General features: G+C 37.9%; 21 protein-coding genes. 18 read left to right on the top strand and 3 right to left on the bottom strand.

Features of this window, described 5'->3' with window-relative positions; genetic code table 11:
• Positions 1-119: 119 nt before the first annotated feature.
• From AC4D4B_RS09000 to AC4D4B_RS09060, 13 genes are all read left to right on the top strand, one after another.
• On the top strand, positions 120-704 hold the full coding sequence (locus AC4D4B_RS09000; protein ID WP_490999726.1) for an RBBP9/YdeN family alpha/beta hydrolase: 585 nt from the start codon (positions 120-122) through the stop codon (positions 702-704).
• Positions 705-731: 27 nt separating this feature from the next.
• On the top strand, positions 732-1376 hold the full coding sequence (locus tag AC4D4B_RS09005) for an SDR family oxidoreductase (protein WP_490999727.1): 645 nt from the start codon (positions 732-734) through the stop codon (positions 1374-1376).
• A gap of 405 nt (positions 1377-1781) precedes the next feature.
• The gene (gene kamA, locus AC4D4B_RS09010; protein WP_490999728.1) at positions 1782-3212 is read left to right on the top strand and encodes a lysine 2,3-aminomutase; all 1431 of its coding nucleotides are present in this window, start codon (positions 1782-1784) and stop codon (positions 3210-3212) included.
• Complete coding sequence (locus AC4D4B_RS09015; RefSeq protein ID WP_490999729.1) at positions 3209-3478, top strand: YokU family protein; 270 nt, start codon at positions 3209-3211, stop codon at positions 3476-3478. The genes kamA and AC4D4B_RS09015 overlap by 4 nt, the downstream gene beginning before the upstream one ends.
• 95 nt (positions 3479-3573) lie before the next feature.
• Complete coding sequence (locus AC4D4B_RS09020) at positions 3574-4233, top strand: CoA transferase subunit A (protein WP_490999730.1); 660 nt, start codon at positions 3574-3576, stop codon at positions 4231-4233.
• Positions 4230-4886, top strand: coding sequence for a 3-oxoacid CoA-transferase subunit B (locus AC4D4B_RS09025; protein WP_490999731.1), 657 nt, complete (start codon positions 4230-4232; stop codon positions 4884-4886). Before AC4D4B_RS09020 ends, AC4D4B_RS09025 begins: the two co-directional genes overlap by 4 nt.
• Before the next feature lie 85 nt (positions 4887-4971).
• The gene (locus AC4D4B_RS09030; RefSeq protein ID WP_490999732.1) at positions 4972-6336 is read left to right on the top strand and encodes an aminotransferase family protein; all 1365 of its coding nucleotides are present in this window, start codon (positions 4972-4974) and stop codon (positions 6334-6336) included.
• The gene (locus AC4D4B_RS09035) at positions 6323-7621 is read left to right on the top strand and encodes an aminotransferase class III-fold pyridoxal phosphate-dependent enzyme (protein ID WP_490999733.1); all 1299 of its coding nucleotides are present in this window, start codon (positions 6323-6325) and stop codon (positions 7619-7621) included. Before AC4D4B_RS09030 ends, AC4D4B_RS09035 begins: the two co-directional genes overlap by 14 nt.
• Positions 7622-7624: 3 nt before the next feature.
• A complete protein-coding gene (locus tag AC4D4B_RS09040; protein WP_490999734.1) occupies positions 7625-9076 on the top strand; it encodes an aldehyde dehydrogenase family protein in 1452 nt (483 codons plus the stop codon).
• A 13-nt stretch (positions 9077-9089) separates the two neighbouring features.
• Positions 9090-10628: a M81 family metallopeptidase gene (locus AC4D4B_RS09045; RefSeq protein WP_490999735.1), complete on the top strand. Its 1539-nt coding sequence runs from the start codon at positions 9090-9092 to the stop codon at positions 10626-10628.
• On the top strand, positions 10597-11073 hold the full coding sequence (locus tag AC4D4B_RS09050) for a GNAT family N-acetyltransferase (protein WP_490994458.1): 477 nt from the start codon (positions 10597-10599) through the stop codon (positions 11071-11073). The genes AC4D4B_RS09045 and AC4D4B_RS09050 overlap by 32 nt, the downstream gene beginning before the upstream one ends.
• Before the next feature lie 499 nt (positions 11074-11572).
• Positions 11573-12136: an alkyl hydroperoxide reductase subunit C gene (gene ahpC / locus AC4D4B_RS09055; protein WP_490994459.1), complete on the top strand. Its 564-nt coding sequence runs from the start codon at positions 11573-11575 to the stop codon at positions 12134-12136.
• A gap of 178 nt (positions 12137-12314) precedes the next feature.
• Positions 12315-13982: an FAD-dependent oxidoreductase gene (locus tag AC4D4B_RS09060; protein WP_490999736.1), complete on the top strand. Its 1668-nt coding sequence runs from the start codon at positions 12315-12317 to the stop codon at positions 13980-13982.
• A gap of 15 nt (positions 13983-13997) precedes the next feature.
• Here the strand turns inward: AC4D4B_RS09060 and AC4D4B_RS09065 are convergent, their stop codons facing one another.
• Positions 13998-14372 carry a hypothetical protein gene (locus tag AC4D4B_RS09065; RefSeq protein ID WP_490994461.1) on the bottom strand — a complete coding sequence of 125 codons (375 nt, stop codon included), beginning with the start codon at positions 14370-14372 and terminating at the stop codon, positions 13998-14000.
• Between the two features lie 275 nt (positions 14373-14647).
• Here AC4D4B_RS09065 and AC4D4B_RS09070 point away from each other — a divergent pair, with 275 nt between their 5' ends.
• Entirely contained in the window at positions 14648-15475 is an 828-nt protein-coding gene (locus AC4D4B_RS09070) for a GNAT family N-acetyltransferase (RefSeq protein WP_490999841.1), read from the top strand.
• A gap of 118 nt (positions 15476-15593) precedes the next feature.
• Here AC4D4B_RS09070 and AC4D4B_RS09075 read toward each other — a convergent pair whose 3' ends face one another.
• Positions 15594-15830 (bottom strand): hypothetical protein, encoded by a 237-nt coding sequence (locus tag AC4D4B_RS09075; protein WP_490994463.1) that lies wholly within the window; start codon positions 15828-15830, stop codon positions 15594-15596.
• 213 nt (positions 15831-16043) lie between these two features.
• Complete coding sequence (locus AC4D4B_RS09080) at positions 16044-16538, bottom strand: hypothetical protein (RefSeq protein ID WP_490999737.1); 495 nt, start codon at positions 16536-16538, stop codon at positions 16044-16046.
• Between the two features lie 97 nt (positions 16539-16635).
• On the opposite strand from AC4D4B_RS09080, the gene AC4D4B_RS09085 reads away from it, so the two are divergent.
• From AC4D4B_RS09085 to AC4D4B_RS09100, 4 genes are all read left to right on the top strand, one after another.
• Entirely contained in the window at positions 16636-17670 is a 1035-nt protein-coding gene (locus AC4D4B_RS09085) for a threonine synthase (protein ID WP_490994465.1), read from the top strand.
• A gap of 19 nt (positions 17671-17689) precedes the next feature.
• Entirely contained in the window at positions 17690-19564 is a 1875-nt protein-coding gene (shc, locus tag AC4D4B_RS09090; RefSeq protein WP_490999738.1) for a squalene--hopene cyclase, read from the top strand.
• A gap of 93 nt (positions 19565-19657) precedes the next feature.
• A complete protein-coding gene (gene proC / locus AC4D4B_RS09095; protein ID WP_490999739.1) occupies positions 19658-20470 on the top strand; it encodes a pyrroline-5-carboxylate reductase in 813 nt (270 codons plus the stop codon).
• Between the two features lie 240 nt (positions 20471-20710).
• On the top strand, positions 20711-22264 hold the full coding sequence (locus tag AC4D4B_RS09100; protein WP_490999740.1) for a hypothetical protein: 1554 nt from the start codon (positions 20711-20713) through the stop codon (positions 22262-22264).
• Positions 22265-22298 lie beyond the last annotated feature (34 nt).

The following is a 22298-nucleotide window of genomic DNA, read 5'->3' on the forward strand; positions in this document are numbered from 1 at the left end:
TTCACTCTGTACCGGTTTATTTTTTTGAAGAAAGTTTGTTTACTGTAAAAGTAGACATAAAATATATTAATCTGATAAACTTAGTATGAAATTAAATCGGTAAAATAGGAGGGGTTAAAATGGAGCGCAATTTTCTCATATTGCATGGGCTTGGAGGAAGCGGACCTGAACATTGGCAATCCTGGCTGTATAATGAGCTGTTGGATGCAGGTGAAACAGTTTATTATCCGACCCTTCCTGAATATAATGATCCTTATAAAGATAAGTGGATAAAAAAATTGGAAGATACCTTTCATACTATTACCTCAGACCATATAACCATTGTTGCTCACAGTTTAGGGTGTGTCCTATGGATTCATTTTGCTCTCAAAAATGCTCATAAGATAAAAAATTTGGTTAACCGTGTTATTTTAGTGGCACCGCCCTCTCCATATTTAAAGCATGAAATCATCCAAAGGTTTTTCCCCCTTTCAATTAAGGGTAAAGAATTAATACAGTCTTTTGATCATACATTGCAAATTCAATCCACAAACGATACTTATTGCACTGTTGAAGACAGTCAGTATTATAAAGACTTGGGTATTAGACAACTTTTGGTTGTAAATAAAGGACATATTAATATCGACTCCGGTTATGGAAAATGGCAGTGGATGCTTGATTATTGTCTGGATCAAAATCATGATTTTGCAGTAAATGAAGGCTGATGTTTAAATAGGAAGGTGATTGTTTCTATGAATATAGTAGTAGTGGGCGCAAATGGACAAATTGGCAATCAATTGGTTCACCTCATTAAGGAAGATGGACAACACAATGTAAAAGCGATGATCAGAAAAGAAGAACAGACAAAATCATTTGAAAAGATTGGAATACAGACTGTTCTTGCTAATTTAGAAGATAGTGTAGAAAACTTGGCGAGGGCAATTGAAGGATCAGATGCGATTTGTTTTACAGCCGGGTCAGGAGGAAGCACAGGTCATGACAAAACGCTTTTAATTGATCTGGATGGTGCAGTGAAAATGATGGAAGCAGCTGAAAAGGTTGGAATCAAACGATTTATTTTGGTCAGTGCTCTTCAGGCTAACAACCGCGAAAACTGGAGCAATGAAATTAAACCTTATTATGTTGCCAAGCATTATGCTGATCGAATTCTCGAAAACAGCCCATTAACGTATACAATCATAAGGCCTGGTGGATTGTTGAATGAACCAGGAAACGGGAAAATCCGTACGGGGGATACAATAAAGGCTGGAACGATTCCGCGTGAGGATGTGGCCCGAACTATTTTGGCTTCCCTCGAAAATGAGGCAAGCTATAATCGTTCTTTTGATCTAATATCAGGCGATACCCTGATTGAGGAAGCTCTCAACCAATTATAAAATTTGTCGAAGCAGTTCAGTTTTTAGCTGAACTGCTTTATTTGTTTGTCATAAAAAATATGAGTATCTTTCGACTCGAATTATCAAAATTTTTGATCATTGACAATGTAAGGTTAGAGGTGATAGGTTGGGTTAAATACACAAAATTTCCATTCGTTCATATATTAGATTTTGTATCTGTAAATCCAAATTAACTGTTAATCGTCATTCCAATAGGAGACTCCTCTTCGGCTCTCAGCATAGGAACGGAATGATTTAAAATGAGCTTACCATTCAGATATAGTACAATTCACCATAATTCGAATGGCGATAAAGCCTCCGGGAGATGGTGAGAAAGTGATAATGTCTTTTGAGCAGGCTCGAACAATTATCCATTCACATACGAAGTGTTATTGAATATGTACCATGGGAGGGAGAATAGTGGACTATAACTTATACAAACCCAAACGCCATTGGAGTGAAATCGAGTTATGGAAGGACGTAGCGGACGACCAGTGGAATGACTGGATTTGGCAATTAACACACACCATCAAAACATTGGATGATTTAAAAAAAGTGATTCACCTTACACCTGAAGAGGAAGAAGGTGTACGGATCTCTACTAAAACGATTCCCTTGAACATAACACCCTATTACGCATCTTTAATGGATCCTGATGATGAACGCTGTCCAATCCGTATGCAATCCGTTCCTATAGGAAAAGAGCTCCACAAAACGGTGTATGATTTAGAGGATCCCTTACATGAAGATGAGGATTCCCCAGTCCCAGGGTTAACTCACCGTTATCCAGACCGTGTCCTATTTTTAGTAACAAATCAATGCTCCATGTACTGCCGTTATTGTACGAGAAGAAGGTTTTCCGGTCAGATTGGTATGGGAGTTCCAAAGAAGCAGTTAGATAAAGCAATCAATTACATCAGCCAAACACCGGCAGTCCGGGATGTTTTAATCTCTGGTGGTGATGGCCTTCTCATTAATGACAGTATACTGGAATATATATTAAAAAACTTACGCGCCATTCCTCATGTAGAAATTATTCGTATTGGAACTAGAGCCCCGGTAGTATTTCCGCAAAGAATCACAAAAGAATTATGTACTATCCTTAAAAAGTACCATCCTGTTTGGCTGAACACACATTTTAATACATCGATCGAAATTACAGAAGAATCAAAGCGTGCCTGCGAGCTGCTTATTGATTCAGGAGTACCTGTGGGCAATCAGGCGGTTATTTTGGCTGGGATTAATGACAGTGTCCCAATCATGAGAAAATTAATGCATGATTTAGTCAAAATAAGAGTTCGTCCTTATTATATTTACCAATGTGATTTATCAGAAGGGATTGGGCATTTCAGAGCTCCGATTAGTAAAGGCCTAGAAATTATGGAGGGGCTGCGCGGCCATACAAGTGGATATGCTGTTCCGACTTTTGTGGTTGATGCACCAGGCGGGGGTGGGAAAATACCGCTTCAGCCGAACTACATCATTTCACAAAGTTCAAATAAAGTGATCTTACGTAATTTTGAAGGTGTGATTACATCCTATCCAGAACCGGAGAACTATGTGTCCGGTCGTGCAGATGAATATTTCAAACAAACATACCCAAATGTCTATGAGGATTACAACAGCACAGGTATCTTGTCCATTATGGATGATAAAAAGTTTAATATTACACCGGATGGATTAGAAAGATACAACAAGCGCAACGCCTATCAGCAAAATCCGGAGCATTCGTCACTTAAAGATCAACGAGATAAACGGGATGTTTTAAAAGAAAAGAAATTCAAGGCTCAGCAAACAAAAACGACCAAAATCGATGAAGAGGATTCAAAAGTATGAAATGCCAATGGTGCGAACAAGATGGGGCAATAGAGACCAATACTACTGTATTTTGGGAGCTGCCAGATGGAACACAATCACTGGAAATAAAGGAAACACCAGCTATCCATTGTGCCAATTGCCAAATGGAATATTTAACGGATGAACTGACTGAAGAGATAGAGGACCATTTATTGCTCATTAATACTAAACAATTAACAGCTACTGTTCGATTTGAAGAATTGATGAAAATTCCAAGGCTTTTAAAGCGGAACTATTTTAAATAGACAAAATAGTTGTAAGCGGTTTCGAATCTGGACGTCAAAGAAAAGCTATATTCTTTGGCGTTTTTATTAAATTGAAATGGACAGAGGTGAATGGGGTGAAACCAGTACTTACACCTGATGCAGCTGCTTCCTTGCTAAAGAATGGAGCCCGTATTATGGTTGGGGGCTTTGGACTGGTAGGATGTCCAATAACATTGGTACACGCTCTAGACCGAAGGGGGATATATAATCTTGAAATTATCAGTAATAATCTCGGTGAGCCAGGCAGGGGGCTTGGAGTTCTTGTACAGAAAAAGAAGGTAAGAAAGGGCATTGGTTCTTATTTCACATCCAACCCTGATGTAGTGGAGGCTTATCTTCGGGGAGAGCTTGAGATTGAACTTATGCCGCAGGGAACATTGGCAGAAGCGATTCGTGCTGGTGGAGCTGGAATACCGGCATTCTATACACCCGTAGGAGCGGGTACTGACTTAGCAAAGGGGAAAGAAGAAAAGATTTTCAATGATAAAAAATATATATTGCAACATTCTTTAAAGGCTGATTTTTCACTGATCAAGGCCTATAAAGCAGACAAACTCGGTAATTTAATTTATATAAAGTCTGCCCGGAATTTTAATCCTACTATGGCGACGGCCGGGAATATCGTGATTGCTGAAGTGGATGAAATAGTAGAAGCGGGAGAACTTGATTCTGAGGATATTATCACACAGCATTTGTATGTTGATTTCTTAGTTTTAAAGGAGGAGTCGTTGTGAGTTCAAAAGAGACGATTGCCAAACGTGCTGCACGATTCCTTGAAAATGGTAATATTGTCAACTTAGGAATTGGGATTCCAACATTGGTAGCAGATTTTATCGAGCCTCATCTATCCGTATTTCTACATACAGAGAACGGGATTCTTGGGGTGGGACCTACCCCATTAAATGAACCAGATCCCAATTTGGTGAATGCAGGAAAGCTACCCGTAACTGTATTGACCGGCGCCTCTTATTTTGATAGTGCATCATCTTTTGCGATGATACGAGGGGGCCATATTAATATCTCGATTTTAGGTGTTTTACAAATTGATGAGATTGGCAGGATTGCGAATTGGGCGGTTCCGGGAAAAGCAGTTTTAGGTGTAGGAGGGGCGATGGATTTATTAGAGGGCTCTAAAAAAATTATCGTGACAACCTTGCATACAACAAAAGCAGGGAAGCCGAAGCTCGTTAAACATCTTAATTATCCACTAACATCTGAGCGGAAAGTGGATTTTATTATAACTGAATTAGCCGTTTTTGCAGTCGATGATGAGGGGCTTATTTTAGTGGAAACTGCTCCAGGAATAACAGTAGAAATGGTTAAAGAGAAAACGGAAGCTAATTTCAGAATTCAGTTAAACAATGGATTTGTTGGCTTTAATATGTAGCGTAAAAAAGTCTTGAATTCGCTTTTTAAGCATATCTTGTTTGTAGAAAAATGATAGAACATCTCTATGAAATGGAGAGAAGCAAATGGCTGACCATGTCTTTCATCGTGATTTTATGAATAAATACCCTATTATTACACATGGGCAAGGGATTTATTTATACGATCAGGATGGCAAGCAATATATTGATGCATGCTCGGGTGCTGTTGCCGCAAATTTAGGTCACGGGGATGTAACGATTGCTGAAGCGATGGCTGAACAGGCAAAAAAAGCAGCCTTTGTACATTCGATGCGTTTTGAAACCGAGGTATTGCATCTTCTGGCAGAGAGAATTGCCGAGATCGCTCCCGTTCCATTAAACAAGGTTTATTTCACCTGCGGTGGATCGGAGGCGAATGAAAGTGCTATTAAACTTGCAAGGCAATACCATAAAGGTGCAGGAAATCCGGAAAAACATATTGTGATTGGCAGATGGCAATCTTATCATGGAAATACTTTAGGGTCCTTATCTGCCGGAGGTGATATTAAAAGAAGGCAGGTATATACGCAAAATCTACTTGATTTTAAACATGTTTATTCTCCCCATTGTAAACGATGCCCATACCAAAGGAATCTTGATGATTGCAATCAACAACATAATTGGTCATGCATTAAGGATATAGAGAAGTTGATTATTGAGATAGGTCCGGAACAAATATCCTGCTTCATAGCTGAACCAATTGTCGGGAGCCAATTGGGAAGTGTGAGTCCGCCAGAATCGTATTTTAAAGAGGTCAGAAAATTATGTGACGATTACAATATTCTTTTGATTGCAGACGAAGTGATGACGGGGTTTGGGAGAACAGGGACCTATTTTGCTGTAGAGCATTTTGGTTTTATACCGGATATTATTACATTTGGCAAGGGAGTATCAGCCGGTTATTCCCCTCTTGGCGGTATGATTGTTCACGATCGATTAATTGAAGGGATTATTCAAAACAGCAATGGGAAATTTGCACATGGATATACATACAGTGGCCACCCGGTCTCTGTTGCTGCCGGATTGGCAGTTCTGAAAAAATTAGCTGACTATAAAATCCTTTCCAACGCAGTTGTGCAGGGTGAATATTTAATCACACAACTTAAATTGCTTCAGAATCGTTACCCTGTCATTTGGGATGTAAGGGGTAAGGGCCTTTTAATAGGCATTGAATTTGCTGCCAATCCGAAAGGAGACCCTTTCCCTCCCTCTATCTCTGCGTCTGAAGTGATTAATCGGATTGCCATGCAAATTGGAGCTGTCTTTTATCCAGGAAGTGGATCAATTAACGGCTATGAAGGAGATCATTTGTTAATTGCTCCGCCGTTAACAGTCTCCAGGGATGAAATTGATTCAATCATAAATATTTTAGAACTTGCTCTGCAACAATTTATGTATTCAAGGGGGGAAGTAATTCATGAGTCATTCTGAAAAAGTTACTGAATTAACAGAGAAAGCGAGAAAACATATATCTCCAGTTAGCACAAGAGTGACGGAATTAATTATAGACCGAGGCAAGGGAGCGCGTTTTTGGACGAAGGATGGAGAGGAGTATATAGACTTTGTTTCAGGGGTAGCTGTAAATGCACTTGGCCATTCTCATGAAAGAATCGTTAACGCTATAAAAATACAGGCGGAACGACTCGTCCATTTTGGTTTAAATTATGGCTATTACGAGACTGTGATTGGCTTGGCTGAAAAGCTGGCACAAATCACGCCGGGTAATTTGGATACGGTATTCTTCTCCAATTCAGGCGGTGAAGCAATTGATGGAGCACTGAAGCTGGCACGTGCGGCTACTGACCGCCCGGGAATTATCGCTTTCAATGGATCCTTTCATGGACGCACATTAGGTGCTACTACTGTAACAGGATCCAGCAGTAAATATAAAAAGTACTACGAACCGCTGGTAGGAGAGGTTTACCATACACCTTATCCATATCCCGGTTTAGTAAAAAATATCAATCATGCCGATTTGACAAATTATTGTATCAACCAATTACATTCGTTATTTGATTTACATATTGACCCATCGAGAGTGGCCGCTATACTTGTTGAACCTGTTTTGGGGGAAGGCGGATACTATCCCGCACCTCCGTTGTTTTTGCAGGAATTAAGGAGTATTGCTGATGAGCATGGGATTTTATTGATATTTGATGAAGTTCAAACTGGATTTGGCAGAACTGGCCGGATGTTTGCTTCGGAGCACTCAGGAGTAACTCCAGATATCCTCGTTTTAGCAAAGGCTTTATCAGGCGGCCTGCCACTTGGTGCGATTGTGGCAAATAGGGATCTACATAATAAATGGCCTGTAGGGGGACATGGCTCCACATTTGGCGGCAACCCCATTTCATGTGCAGCTGCCCTTGCGAGTATACAGGTGATTGAAGAAGAGAATCTGGTAAAGAGGAGTAAAGAACTCGGTGAGCAAATTGTTAATAGGCTGCAAACTAGTTTGCTAGGATACGAGACAATAAAAGAAGTCCGCGGAGTCGGTATGATGATTGGCATTGAATTCAATGAAACCGATACGAAGTCCATTGTGCCGCTTATCAAAGCGCGATGCCTGGATAAGCATTTACTAATCATGAACTGCGGAGTTAACGGGCAAACCATCAGGCTCATGCTGCCATTAAATATATCAACAGAAGAATTGGATGCCGGGTTAACCATTCTAGAAAGCGTTATTGGAGACGTGGTAAAGGAGGGTATTTAGTAAATGTCCAAAGGATTTACGAAACAGCTGCTTTACATGAATGGTCATTGGACTCACGATTTAGATCAGAATTATCGGGAAAGTAAGAATCCTGCAACGAATGAAGTGGTGGGTAAGTATGCAATCGCAACTTCAAGCCAGGTTGACCAAGCTGTGCAGCATGCTCACCTTGCCTTTAAAAGCTGGAGACGAACACCCGCGCCTGAACGTGCTGTATTTTTATGGAAGGCCGCAGAATTGTTTGAACGAAAAAGAGATCAATTAGCCGAAGTTATGACCAAAGAAATGGGGAAAGTTCTGGCGGAAACACGCGGGGAAGTGAATGTCGTCAAAGAAACATGCCGCTATATGGCTGGAGAAGGCCGCAGAATGTATGGGGAAACCATTGCTTCCGGTAACACCAATCGAACGATTACGATGAATCGGGAGCCGCTTGGTGTAGTTGCATGTATTACTCCATGGAATTTTCCGGTAGCGCTTGCCTCTTATAAAATTTGTGCTGCTTTAATCAGTGGGAATACGATTGTGTGGAAACCAGCTTCTGAGGTTGCACTCTCGGCAGGTATATTTATGCAAGTCTTTCATGAGACCGGACTCCCAAATGGGGTTTTAAATCTCATTACAGGGAGCGGCAGTCAGGTGGGAATGCAGCTTGCTGAACATGAAGATGTCAAAGTGATCTCTTTTACAGGCTCTACTGAAGTAGGCATGCAACTTTCACAGGTAGGTGCCAAACAATTAAAAAGGGTTTCCCTTGAGCTAGGTGGGAAAAATGCAGCAATTGTTCTACAGGACGCAGATTTAGATTATGCAGCAGAGTGTATTGTTAAAGGTGCATTTGGAACAACAGGACAAAAATGCACGGCGACAAGCCGGGTTATTGTTGAACAATCGATAAAAGAGGATTTATTGAAAAGGGTCGTAAAGTTAACGAAGGAATTGAAAATAGGTAATGGCCTTAAAGAAAATATAGACATAGGTCCTTTGGTAAATGAGCAGCAAATGAAGGTGGTTGAGAAATACGTGAGGATAGCTACAGAAGAAGGAGCCTTATTGGAGTGTGGAGGAAAGAAATTAGCTAACGAAGAAGGGTGTTTTTTTGAACCAACTATCTTCAGTGAGGTGAAAAAGGAACATACGATTGCAAAGGAAGAAATATTTGGCCCTGTTCTTGCCTTTATTGAAGTGGATAGCTATGAAGAGGCGATTGAGGTTAATAATAGTACGAAATATGGACTATCGACCGCCATTTTCACGAGCAGTTTGTCTAGTGCAACCCGAGCTGCCGCTGATATTGAAAGTGGATTGGTTTATGTGAATAACGGAACTGCAAATGCTGAAATTGGTGTTGCGTTTGGCGGGATGAAATATTCAGGGAATGGCCATCGGGAAGTATCCCACCATGCTTTGGATAGTATGACGGAATGGAAATCAGTATATATGACTTATCTATAGGAGGGTTTCCCTTGTGAAACATTTGAGAATTGGTATAGCTTTTTTTTATCATGAATCCCATAGTTTCTCTAGAACGATGACGACCATTCAAGATTTTAAGAATGAAGGTTATTTTAAAGGGAACCAAATTTTTGATATTTATACAAATACAAAAACAGAGGTTGGCGGGTTTATTGATGTTCTGAGGAACCTGGAAGACGTAGAGATCGTCCCCCTTCTTTGTGCAGCAGCTGTTCCTTCAGGTCCGGTAACCTATGACACATACGAAGAGATTGAAACAGAGCTTATGGGTTTAATGGAAGCGGCAGGAAAGATTGATGGATTATTGATTGCCCTACATGGAGCAATGGTCATTGAGGGTATTCATGATGCAGAAGAATATTTACTTTTAAAGATTAGAGAAAAACTTGGAGTAGATATTCCAATTGCAACAACCCTGGATCTACATGCCAATATCAGTCCGGCCATTGTTGAGATTACACCCTATCATTTTGGATTTAAAACCTATCCGCATATTGATATGTATGAGCAAGGGGTTAATGCCGCGAATGCTTTGATGAATCATCTTTCACTTGGAGTTAATTATGTAGCAAGATGTGTGAAAATTCCCATGCTGCTTCCCTCGATCAATATGAGAACAAAGGAAGGTCCTATGGCTAAAATGGTGGAGCTTGCTCAACGCCATGAAGAGGAAGATGGTATTTTAAACATCTCTGTATTTGGAGGATTTCCGTATTCAGATGTACCGAGCGCAGGTGCAAGTGTGATAGTGATTGCTGAGAATCAGTTATTGGCCGATCGAACGGCCAGTAACTTGGCCAAATTTTTTTGGAGTCTAAGGGAAGATTTTATCGTCAATTTGCCCGATGTTGCAGAAGCATTTCAACTTGCGTTTGCAATGAAGAAAAACAAACCAATCGCATTAGTCGATATTTCTGATAATCCGTTGAGCGGAGGCAGTGGAGATACAACGAGGCTTTTGAGAGAATGTATAGACCTTAATAGAGAGAAAACACTTTTTGGAGCCCTAACTGCTTCTAAGGCAATTGATATATGCAGGAGCGTGGGAGCTGGTGCAACTGTACGTCTGTCACTTGGCGGGAAAACTTATCCTGAGTTTGGCTTACCGGTTGATGTGCTAGCGACTGTAATCAGGTTAACTGATGGTATATTTTATAATAGTGGTCCATTTAATAGAAATTTGAGAGTAGATGTTAAGGGGGCTTGTTTGATTCAAGTAGGCAAAATAGATATTCTCCTAATTGGAAGACCTATGTCTGCCAATGATCCTGAGCTTTTCCGTCATATTGGGATTGAACCAAGTACGTATAGGTATTTGATATTGAAAGCTAAAAATCATTTCAGAGCAGCGTTTGATCCGCTAATAAGTGAGGTCATTTATGTTGATGCACCAGGCGCAGCCACGAATAATATTGCACAGCTGCCCTATAAAAATATACCGGAACAAACATGGCCCTTAAGAAATATAGAATATCTAAAGGTAGAAGAGAGGAAGAATCATGACACAAACGAATTCGATGTATTACATTGAAATACCCGAATCCCTAACGCCTGCACAGCAGAACATGATGATGGAGCTCGAAAAGGATGCCTTTCCCGGGTTGGGAGCGGTAGATGAACAAACACTGGTTCCATTAGCGAGATACGGAAAACTAATCCTTTATAGACAGCAGGGAGATGAGAGACCAGTTGCGGTTTGTGAATGTATGAGAGATTATAATCAGCCAAATAAAGCTTATATATTTGGCTACTATGTACGATCAGACCAGCATGGTAAAGGCTTGGGGACACAATTTTTACATGAGGTCTTGAACATTCTGAAGGCTGATGGCTTTCATAAAGTCAGTTTAACGGTAAGCGAAGCCAACACGGCTGCTGTTAAATTATATAAAAACATCGGTTTTACTGTAAATGAATGGAGATATGGTGAATTCGGAGATGGTGAGGACCGGTTATATATGGAGAAAATTTTATAATCATCAACGAAAAGACGTGTGACACATCACACGTCTTTTTTGTTGATGAATAATTGCTGTAAAGACCATTACGGCTAGTGCTTCATCTTACTTGATATAAAACAGAAACTTAAAATGGAGATAAAGAGAACGTTGAAAATAGATTGTTTTGAAACATGAACAGATGAAAAAAAATGAACGTTTTTGGGCATGCTAGCAGTGAAAGTAAAAAACAAAATAAATTATATCTATATAATATAATTTGGTGTTTCCCCTTAAGTTTTATCATTAGAATATATTTTAATTGATAAAATTACTGTATCGACAGTAAGTATGTTGAACCTGATTAAGGTTGATATTTAAAGGTTTTATTAAGTTTATCTAATGGAAAGAACGAAAAAAATTAAAGAAATATGATAATAATTATAAATAAGCAATTGACAAATTTCTTTTTAATAATTATTATAATATAGTATTAAACATCACTTAGTTGATGATATTGTTTAGGAGGATATACGATATGTCACTTATTAATAAAAAAATAGAGGATTTTACAGTACAGGCTTACCATGATGGAGAGTTTAAAGAAGTAAGTCTTTCGGATGTTCAAGGTAAATGGTCAATCTTTTTCTTCTATCCAGCTGATTTCACTTTTGTGTGCCCAACTGAATTAGCTGATCTGCAAGATAATTATGATGCCCTTAAAGAAATTAACTGCGAAGTGTACTCCGTATCTACGGACTCTCATTTTGTACATAAAGCTTGGGCAGATGCTACGGATACAATCGGCAAAATTAAATATCCTATGCTTGCAGATCCAGCGCATGTTCTTTCCCGTCAATTTGGAGTATTAATTGAAGAAGCTGGTCAAGCACTTCGCGGAACATTCATTGTGAATCCTGAGGGTGAAATTAAAGCTTATGAAATTCACGACCTAGGTATTGGCCGTAATGCTGAAGAAGTAGTACGTAAAGTACAAGCTGCTCAGTTTGTTGCAGAACACGGTGATAAAGTATGCCCGGCAAAATGGACTCCTGGTGAAGAAACAATTGAGCCAAGCCTTGACCTAGTAGGTAAAATATAATTTTTTAATCATTTGCATTCATCTTTTCAATGAAAGATGAATGCAAATTTTATCTAAAGACACAGACTGACAGCTACTTGTCCAGTTTTTAAATGTTTTTCTATCAGAAGATCAAATGAGGTACTTAACATGATAAGTACCTTTTTTATTAAAAGTTTACGTAAATTAGGTGAGTATTTTGACAAAAGGAATTTTAGATTTAATTATCATTGGCGGAGGTCCTGCTGGATTGTCAGCTGGTATATATGCCGGACGTGGAAAATTAAACACTCTTATTATTGAAAAAGGAAATATGGGTGGCCAAGCTGCTACGACAAATGAAATTGTTAACTACCCTGGTGTTCGCAAAACAACTGGACCTTTATTAATAGAAGAAATGAAAAAACAATGTGAAGATTTTGGTGTTAGATTTACCAAAACAGATGTTACGGATGTTGACCTATCAGGAGAAGTTAAGATAATCAAAACAATCAATGGTGAGTTTCAGGCAAGATCTGTAATCATTGCAGCAGGTGCAGGTCCTCGTAAACTTGGATTCCCTGGAGAAGCAGAATTCACGGGACGTGGTGTTGCCTACTGTTCAACATGCGATGGTGAATTCTTCGAAGGATTAGAAGTGTTTGTCATTGGAGCAGGATTTGCCGCAGCTGAAGAAGCGATGTATTTAACCCGTTTTGCCAGCAAGGTTACCATTATTGCTCGTGAACCTGAGTTTACATGTGCTCCTTCTATCGCAGATAAGGTTTTTGCCAACGAAAATATAGAAGTTAAATTTAATACGGAATTGCTTGAGGTTTCAGGGGTGGAGATGGTTCAGCATGCCCGATTTATTAATAATGTAACGAAGGAAGAATGGGAATACACAGCGAAAGAAGAGGATGGCGCATTCGGTGTATTTGTTTTCGTGGGATATCAGCCTAAGACAGAGATCTTTAAAGGTCATGTAGACATGGATGAACGTGGCTATATTATTACGGATGAAGAAATGAGAACAAATATTAAAGGTGTATATGCTGTTGGAGATCTTCGTCCGAAATCTTTACGTCAAGTTATTACAGCTGTTGCCGATGGGGCGATTGCTGGAACAGACGTACAAAAATATGTTGCTGAAGAAAAAGAGCGTCTTGGCATTGTTGATGAGCCAAAAGAAGAAAAAATGGCAGAGAAAAAAGAATCTGCACCAAAAGAAACAGCTAAAAGTGGTAAGAGCAGCCTACTAAGCGATGCCATCAAAGGACAACTAAAAGGTATTTTCGCCAAAATGGAGAATGATGTAACATTAGTAAGCATTGTGGATGAAAGTATGCCTAAATCTGTAGAATTACGTGATTTCTTGATCGATGTTGCTGAACTTGGCGATAAACTACATTTGGAAGTTTATCCAAAAGGCGAAAATGTTGAAATGGAAACAAAAATCAATGCTGATAAATTCCCGGTTGTTTCGTTGCTTGATCATAAAGGAAATTACAGCGGTGTAAAATTCCATGGTATACCGGGAGGACACGAGCTTAATTCCTTCATCCTCGCCATTTATAACCTGGCAGGTCCTGGACAAGCTTTAGATTCCTCTATCCAACAGTCAATTAAAGCAATAGATAAAAAAGCAAATATTAAGGTTATGGTATCTTTATCATGCCACTACTGCCCAGATGTTGTTGTTGGTGCTCAAAGAATTGCAATTGAAAACCCAAATGTTGAAGCAGAAATGATTGATATCAGCAACTTCCAGGATATTAAAAAGAAATATAAAGTAATGAGTGTTCCAGCCATGATTATTAATGATGAACAAGTAGTCTTTGGTGCTAAAAAAATTAATGAAATTGTAGAAGTGCTTCAGCAAGCTTAAACAATTAACCCAGCCTTACATCAAGGCTGGGTTTTTGTTTTTCCAGGTTTTTATGATCATGGTAACAGATGCAATGACTGAAAGTGAAAAGATTATTATGCCGGTGGTCTCATACAAATGCATGAATAAAAGGAAGGCAATTATTTGAGTGACAGCAATGATTATTCCATAAATTGTGTTCTGTTTTTGATTCTTTTTTATGGCAATGAAGAGCTGGAGTGTAATGAAATTACTGATAACCATAATGGTAATTGCCAAAGTATAGTCCATTGTGGTAATGTTTGTCCCTTTTTCAAACGCGAAAATCGAATAGATCGAAATGGCAAGGGCACAAAGATTTATGCTTAATAAAATCGATACCCATATCATACGATACAAAATTTTCTGCATATATTAGACTCCTTGTTATATTCTATTTTATATTTTGTGCATTATAGAGATGATTATACCCGACTATAAATACTCCAGTTTATATTGCTTGAATTCTTAAACAAATAACTAAATAAATGAAGTATAACTTGTAAATTATGGTAGAATTTCTTTAATACTTTCAAAATTTAGGGAATTTTCTTTAGATTATCCAATCGAATTTTGAAAAAGGAGATTACAATTTGATAACAATTGAAAAAGCAATCTTATGTGACGCTGAAAAATTAACAGAACTAATGAAGAAAACATTTGATGAAGAAGCAACAAGATGGCTAATAAATCAAGAAATTGTGGATTACAATATTCAGCCCCCTGGCTATACTTCAGTTGAAATGACTAAATACATGATCGAAGAATTAGGCTATTACAAAATTATCTATAACGAGGCTATAGTTGGTGGAGTTATCGTTACGATTACCGGTAAATCATATGGAAGGATAGACCGCATATACGTTGATCCGGATTTTCAGAATCTTAAAATCGGTTCCAGAGTAATGGAATTAATTGAGGAGATATTTCCAAGCGTAAGAATATGGGACCTTGAGACATCCAGCAGGCAGCTTAATAATCACCATTTTTACGAGAAATTGGGCTATAAATCGACCTTTAAGTCGGAAGATGAGTTTTGCTACATAAAGAGAATAGAGAGTTCGACAAAATCTGAAAACTTAGTAGAACATCATGATATTTCAAATAAACAATATGAAAATTGCGGTATGGCATATACAGAATGTTACCAAGTTAACTTAGAAGAGAGTTCTTTTAGTAATAGTAACTTGAGAAGTACTCAATTCAGTAACTGTAATCTTAGTCAGTCAAAATTCCAAAACATAAATTTAAAGCAATCCTATTTTGCAGATTTAAACTTTTCCTTTACTAAAATGAGATTAGTTACCCTGGCAGGAACCAAATTTATGGATACAAATCTTGGAGATGACAAAAATCCGATATCCTTTGAAAGATGTGACCTTCAAGGATCAAAGATTAGGAACTGTGACCTCAGTAATCTGGAAATTACGGAAAGTGAGATAACAGGTATGAAGGATATGGCTGGACCGTTATAAATCCATTCTCGAAATAAGTTTTAATTTAACCAAGGTTCAAGGAAATTGAGTGATTTGCTAAAACCATACTTAAATAGTCACAAACAAAAAGAACGAAGATGGTGCGACTATTCACCATTCATCCATTCTTTTTTGCGTTCTCTTCTAGTTTACTGATTCTTTGTTCGAGTTCTTCCATCCCTAATAGTTTGGATTGTCCATCCAGAAAAATATTGAATATCGACGTTAACAGGAAGCCACCGCCCAAACCAACAAGACACCCTACACCTGGAGATCCAATGGATAGTCCAATTCCAAGGCCGGTTAACAGACTGCCTGGAATAAGGTATTCAGTTAATGAATGCTGTTTAGCCAACAAATCTCCTCCGATCTTTTTCGAAAGTTTATGTATTCTGGTTAATATTATAACAACTTTAATTTGCAGAATATATACATATTCTTGAAATTAACCTTATTTAACCATTTAGTATCTAAAAACTTATCATTCAGCCTGGAACCAGGGAACAGTTTTTAAAAAAACGCCATAAGGAAATTGGTGAGGTTTCTCGAATAGCTAGATGGAGGTGGTTTACATGCTAATACAGCTAAGGTCATAAATTGTCAGATCAAAAAATGGACCTTTACTATCTTCTGATGAGATAACAATACCTTTGTAGCCGTTAGAAGTGAGCATTTCGCGAAGCAAGCTGCCTATTTTAAATTCAGTATCTCTAATAAATAATTTAATGTTTGTTCTGTTATTAACTTTAGATAAATTACGAATTTTATCGAATTGTTTATGGTATATATATGCACTTATCGTTTCGTAAGGTTGTACGAATTCATTGGTAAATGAATCATATAATTTAGCATAGTCCTCATCTTCAATAAATAAGAAGTGATCTGTATTGACGTGAAACTCTATAATGTTTGGTCCAAACTTCTTAGCCCAATGTTTACGAGTTGTGGCATAAATAGCATCACCATGCTTTTTGCCATGACTGAACGAGGTTCCAAGTGTAAGGCCTTTATCTAGAATTTTTTCATAATTGGTAGTAGAGGTGCCATGAAATACATCAATCATCTAATCGCCTCCATATTCTCTTACCATCATCATAAATGAAAAAAGCAAACTTTTCCATCTTAATATGTTGATTAACTGATTAACGAGAGGAGCAGGAATGAGTGAAATTCGATTTATTTGCGTAGATTGCCAGGAGCTATTCATGGAGGAACCGGATAAAAATTGTTGTACATGCGGTGGGCTGTTAATCATCAAAACAAGTAATAGTATTTTTAAGGATAATTGGATTAATGGTGAGAACCAGACGATGTGGAAGTACTATCGAGGAGTATCAGTACAAGCAAAAAAACGTGCATGGGAGAAGGTATCATTAGGTGAGGGGAATACCGTCCTCGATAAATTGGACTCGGACAATCAGCAAATCTATTTAAAATTAGAAAATACTTTACCAAGCCAGTCTTATATAGATAGATGCTCAGCATTATTAGTGACTAAGTTACTAGAGAATACGATACAAAACATCCTTATAACGGAGGCGACTTGTATGAGTCTATCTGTTGCTAAATATGCAAAACATGCTCAAATTGCCTGTGAGTTAGCTTTACCTGAAAATACATCATGTCAGCTGGTGGATGCACATAGAAATGAAGGAGTCAGAGTAAGCGATTTTGCTTCTGATCAAGAATCTGCTGCAACTAATTTTATTTTACCCGATTTTCACCCCTATATGATTGAGGGAGCAAAAACATATGCATATGAGATATGGGAGCAGTTAGGACAACAACCTGACATCGTTACGTTTTCGGTTGAAAGCAGCTTGTTAGCAATAGGTGCTTATTATGGATTTAAGGATCTTACAAACAATCATTTAATAGAAAAACTCCCCAGATTTATCATTGTCGACATTCAATCAACTTCTCTGCCTGTAAAAAGGAAAGCTGCTTCTATCCCTCAAACCCTATATAAAGAATTGATAAAAATAATTAAAGAGACAGATGGGCACTTACAAACCATGACGGAAGCTGAAGTCATTCAGGCCAATAAAGCGCTTTTTATGAGAGGTTATCAGACAGATGAACAAAGTGCAGCAGCCTATGCGGGTTGTATGAGATATTATCGCGATTTTTCAATAAAAAATGAATCGATTGTGATCCCCCTTAGTAATTTTAGTGCAATATGCGAATCTAAATAGTTTGTTGGGGTGATAAGAAATGACAAAATCCATAGTTGGAAAATATATAGACTCAAAGATAAAATGGTTAGAAAAAACACAAAATCAGTCAGGATCTTGGACATTCAATTTTGAAGGTTCTTCATTAACGGATTGTTTTATGATCTTACTTATACGGACCTTAGGAATAGAGGAAGAAGAATTAATGCATCAATTAGTGAAAAGGCTACTGCGCACTCAAAATGACAATGGGTCTTGGAGTATCTATCCGGATGAGAAGGATGGTAATTTATCTGCCACCGTTCAATCTTATACAGCTCTGCTCGTTACAGGCAATTTTACTCGGATGGATGAGGAGATGAAGCGAGCTGAACAGTTTATAAATAAGCATGGTGGAGTGTCAAAATCTCACTTTATGACTAAAATGATGCTCGCAGTCAACGGAATGTATAAGTATCCAAGCTTTTTTCATTTTCCGATGAGTTATTTTATGCTTCCGCCCCATGTACCTTTTAACATGTATCAATGCAGTAACTACGCCAGAGTGCATTTAACTCCTATGACCATCTGCATGAATAAACGCTTTATGCATAAACACAAGGGAATTGATACGAGTTTCTTTAATGGGCAGGAAGGAGGTTGGTTTAGAGAGGAACGCTTTTTTCAGACCGATCAATTGATTAAACACCTAAAGTCCCTCGATTTTTCTCCATCCTCTTGGCAAAAAGCTGGCTATCAATCTGCAGAAAAACTGATGATTGACCGGATTGAAAAGAATGGGACATTGTATAGTTATAGTTCAGCTACCTGTTATATGATCTATGCTTTACTTGCTTTGGGGTATAAACGAAACTCACCGATTATTCTTAAGGCGGTGGAAGGGATGAAGAGCTATTTAACAGATACACCATATGGCCTTCATTTGCAAAATTCTCCGTCCATGGTGTGGGATACAGCTTTATTGAGCTATTCCTTACAAGAAGCTGGGTTAAAGACAACTCATCCTGTTATCGAACGAGCAAATGCGTATTTGCTGAAAAAACAACAAAACACGAGAGGGGATTGGATAGTACATGCTCCAGACGTGATTGCTGGGGGATGGGGATTTTCCGATAGCAATCATTATATACCGGATAATGATGATACAAGTGCTGGTTTACGAGCATTAACAATGCAAAGTAAAGTGAACCAACAAGCAAATCTTGCTTGGAAAAAAGGTTTCTCGTATTTGAAGGGTATGCAAAATAAGGATGGAGGATGGGGTGCCTTTGAAAAAGATGCCTATAATTCCTTATTTGCGTATCTGCCAATTGAAAATGCAAAGGATGCCATCATTGACGATTCTACTGCAGACTTGACAGGTCGTGTTTTAGAATTCATGGGTAATTATACTGGATTAACCCATGATCATTCCTTCATTAAACGAGCGGCTGCCTGGCTTCTGAAAGAGCAATTGTCTGATGGCAGCTGGTATGGAAAATGGGGTGTTTGTTATATATATGGTACGTGGGCAGCAGTGACAGGATTATGTGCAATCGGAATCAAGCCTGAGCACCCTTCTATCCAAAAAGCAATCAGATGGCTGGAGTCTATCCAGCTTAAAGATGGAGGGTGGGGAGAATCCTGTATGAGTGCAGATAAAGAACGTTTTATACCATTGTCCTACAGTACTCCGTCCCAAACAGCCTGGGCATTGGACGCCCTCTTAGCAGTTAAACGGGCAACTTCACCAAGTATACAGAAAGGGGTTAACTTTTTAATAAACGAAGAGTTATACCATCCAAATGCAAACAGGTATCCAACAGGTCTTGGTTTACGGGGTGGTTTTTATATCATTTATGAAAGCTATAATTATATTTTTCCTCTGCTAGCACTAGGTCATTATGAAAAGAAACTTATTGCGGAAAATACATAGCTGCTTATGAATAAGCATGTTAATCCTAATTTTCTATTTTTTACTTGTTTTATGTTAGAATAGTGTCAAATGAGGAAGAATAGGTGTTGAAGCATGAATAAAAGAATAGGTTTTATTGGCTGTGGAAATATGGGGAAAGCGATGGTTGGTTCTTTGATCAACAGTAATCCAAAACTCGCTGATCAATTGTTGGTATCTGTGCGCTCAGAAGAATCAAAGGTTGCTATTTCTAAAAAGTGGCCGATTCATACAATCCTGGACAATAAAGAAGTTGTCCAAAATTCAGATATAATCTTTTTAGCAGTTAATCCGAACCAATATGAAGAGGTCATTAAAGAGATACGAGAATATGTTACTGATAAGAAGATTCTTATTTCGATTGCTGCTGGAATTAAAATAAAGCAAATGGGCGAGTGGATTGGAGCAGAGTCGAAATTTATATTGTCTATGCCTAATACTCCTGTCCTGGTGAATGCAGGAATGACAGCTATTTGTCCAAATGAACATGTCACAGGTGAAGAGTTAGAGGAAATTTGCCGTTTATTTAGTGTGTTTGGAGAATATGAAATTCTTAAGGAGGATGATTTCGAAGCGTTTATTGCTTTATGCGGTTCTTCTCCAGCCTATATTTTTGTGTTAATTGAAGCTATGGCAGATGCAGCTGTAAAATTAGGTATAGATCGAAAAAAAGCCTATCGAATGGCTGAACAGACCATTATGGGTTCGGCACAGCTCGCTTTGGAAACAGGGATTCATCCAGCAGAACTGAAGGATCAAGTCTGCTCCCCGGGTGGTGCAACGATTGCTGCGATCACAGAACTGGAGGCACATGGATTCAGAAATTCTGTCATTAAAGCGATGGAGGTTTGTGCTGAACATTCAAAGAAAATGAATGATGAAGTTTAAGTTTACTAGAAGCGAAATAATGAAGCATCCATGTAACCGTTAGGGATAGGATGCTTTTTTTATGCAGTGATTAGTCATGCTTCAACAAATCTCGAAATTAAACCATTTTCTGTCCCTCTATTTATGAAATACACTTTTATCAATCTTAATTAAATTGAAAAGATTTACATTCACACGTATATTAACAACTATTTCCATGTTAAAATGTTTCTATCCGTTAAGGTCGGGAGAGTGAGTATTATGGATGGAACTTTATTATCCAACAGTATCTATTCGTTGAAAGGAACCGATTTACGAATCATTTATAGTTTATTAACAAATATAAATCTAAAAAAACTAATCCCATTTAATTTCAACAAAATCGTTTCAAGGAAACATAATGTAGATTATGTAAACTACCTTCTTGAAAAAACCAACGAATATAATCATCTCTCAGATGAAGCATTACAGGTCAGTTTGTTTCAGGAAATGAATAAAACTCTAGCACTTGAAGGCATGGATTATAGCGAGGTTTCCCATGTGGATAATCAATGTGAAGAAATTGTTAACAAAATATATCAAATATATATAAATCAGGAGAAATCATTCCTCCAAAATACGAAGGAGCAAATTGAGTTTACCAGGATCCACCACATTATTCACTATCAGCTCAGACAGTTGTTTTATGAGGTGGAATATCGCTTTCAAAATCTTTCCGCTGAGGACCAGCAGGATTTTTTAAACACTATATATGAATTTATATTTAAACTCTCAGAGGATGAAAAATGGATCCTGCTTCAACAATTGCCTGTAAATTATTTATCAATTGAGGTTTTTAAGGAAATTGAATTATCCACTTTATTAATTCAGGTATCAAATATTAGTCTTCCTTCATTTTTTGATATGTTCACAAAGCTATTAATGAACTACAATGAAAAACTTCCAATGAATATCCCATTAATCAATCAAGAAAATATTTCCCCTACGATAAAATTATTAACTTCTCCATATTTTATTACACCCTATGTCCTTGGCGGCAGAGTCCTTCAAATAAACTATCAGCAACAGGCTATAAAAAAAAGGCTACTGCCTTATATCCTTATGCAGATTACCTTAACGTATTTATGTGATGAAAAATCTGTATCCAGTCCTGTTTTATTCCTGGATGAATGGAAGAGAAGAGTAGAGGAATACCGTCAATTGGAGTATCATTCTGACTTATTAGAAATGAAACATATCGAAATGAGTACACATGTCCAAAAATCACGGCAAAGAATAAACGAATTTTCATATCAAAAAAATCATATTCAGGAACGTTTGAATATTGAAATATATAAGCTTAAATCTACCCTCCTTTTTATAGATATAAATGAGTTGACGATAAACGAAAGCTTTGAAAGACATCGTACTGAGTACTTTAAAATCCAAAAAACATTAAACCAATTAGCCGCATCAAAAAGCAATGAGATACTGGAAACCAGTTTAATAAAACAATTTACTAATAAATTGCTGAATATGTCAGTGACACTTGATCAGTTTGGTAAAGAGAAAAAAGTGGACGAGCTTTTGGAGAGCTTAGTCAAAGACATTTTAGATTCGGACAGTGACTTTAAACGGACTGATCGAATTGTAATTAAACAAATACAGAAGGAACTGTCGGATATAGATCTCATGATTGAAACGGAGAATAGGATTAAAAATAAATATGAGAAGGAGCTTATCAAACTGAATCAACAATTACAGGAATGCAGCGAAAGGGTAAAGCAAATCGAGAACGAAAATTACGGGATTAAAGAGGTAGCGCAAAGTATATAAAAAGTCCGTTACAGCAAAAACGGACTTTTTATTC

This window comes from Pradoshia sp. Z6_59 (assembly GCF_058267515.1).

Excerpts from the sequence above, each read along its gene's own strand:
- AC4D4B_RS09015 (WP_490999729.1), top strand. The coding sequence starts at position 3,209 with ATGAAATGCCAATGGTGCGAACAAGATGGGGCAATAGAGACCAATACT.
- AC4D4B_RS09050 (WP_490994458.1), top strand. The coding sequence starts at position 10,597 with ATGACACAAACGAATTCGATGTATTACATTGAAATACCCGAATCCCTA.
- AC4D4B_RS09065 (WP_490994461.1), bottom strand. The coding sequence starts at position 14,372 with ATGCAGAAAATTTTGTATCGTATGATATGGGTATCGATTTTATTAAGC.
- shc (WP_490999738.1), top strand. The coding sequence starts at position 17,690 with ATGACAAAATCCATAGTTGGAAAATATATAGACTCAAAGATAAAATGG.
- AC4D4B_RS09030 (WP_490999732.1), top strand. The coding sequence starts at position 4,972 with ATGGCTGACCATGTCTTTCATCGTGATTTTATGAATAAATACCCTATT.
- AC4D4B_RS09005 (WP_490999727.1), top strand. The coding sequence starts at position 732 with ATGAATATAGTAGTAGTGGGCGCAAATGGACAAATTGGCAATCAATTG.
- AC4D4B_RS09035 (WP_490999733.1), top strand. The coding sequence starts at position 6,323 with ATGAGTCATTCTGAAAAAGTTACTGAATTAACAGAGAAAGCGAGAAAA.
- AC4D4B_RS09070 (WP_490999841.1), top strand. The coding sequence starts at position 14,648 with ATGAAGAAAACATTTGATGAAGAAGCAACAAGATGGCTAATAAATCAA.
- AC4D4B_RS09085 (WP_490994465.1), top strand. The coding sequence starts at position 16,636 with ATGAGTGAAATTCGATTTATTTGCGTAGATTGCCAGGAGCTATTCATG.
- AC4D4B_RS09040 (WP_490999734.1), top strand. The coding sequence starts at position 7,625 with ATGTCCAAAGGATTTACGAAACAGCTGCTTTACATGAATGGTCATTGG.
- ahpC (WP_490994459.1), top strand. The coding sequence starts at position 11,573 with ATGTCACTTATTAATAAAAAAATAGAGGATTTTACAGTACAGGCTTAC.
- kamA (WP_490999728.1), top strand. The coding sequence starts at position 1,782 with ATGGGAGGGAGAATAGTGGACTATAACTTATACAAACCCAAACGCCAT.
- AC4D4B_RS09000 (WP_490999726.1), top strand. The coding sequence starts at position 120 with ATGGAGCGCAATTTTCTCATATTGCATGGGCTTGGAGGAAGCGGACCT.
- AC4D4B_RS09100 (WP_490999740.1), top strand. The coding sequence starts at position 20,711 with ATGGATGGAACTTTATTATCCAACAGTATCTATTCGTTGAAAGGAACC.
- proC (WP_490999739.1), top strand. The coding sequence starts at position 19,658 with ATGAATAAAAGAATAGGTTTTATTGGCTGTGGAAATATGGGGAAAGCG.
- AC4D4B_RS09080 (WP_490999737.1), bottom strand. The coding sequence starts at position 16,538 with ATGATTGATGTATTTCATGGCACCTCTACTACCAATTATGAAAAAATT.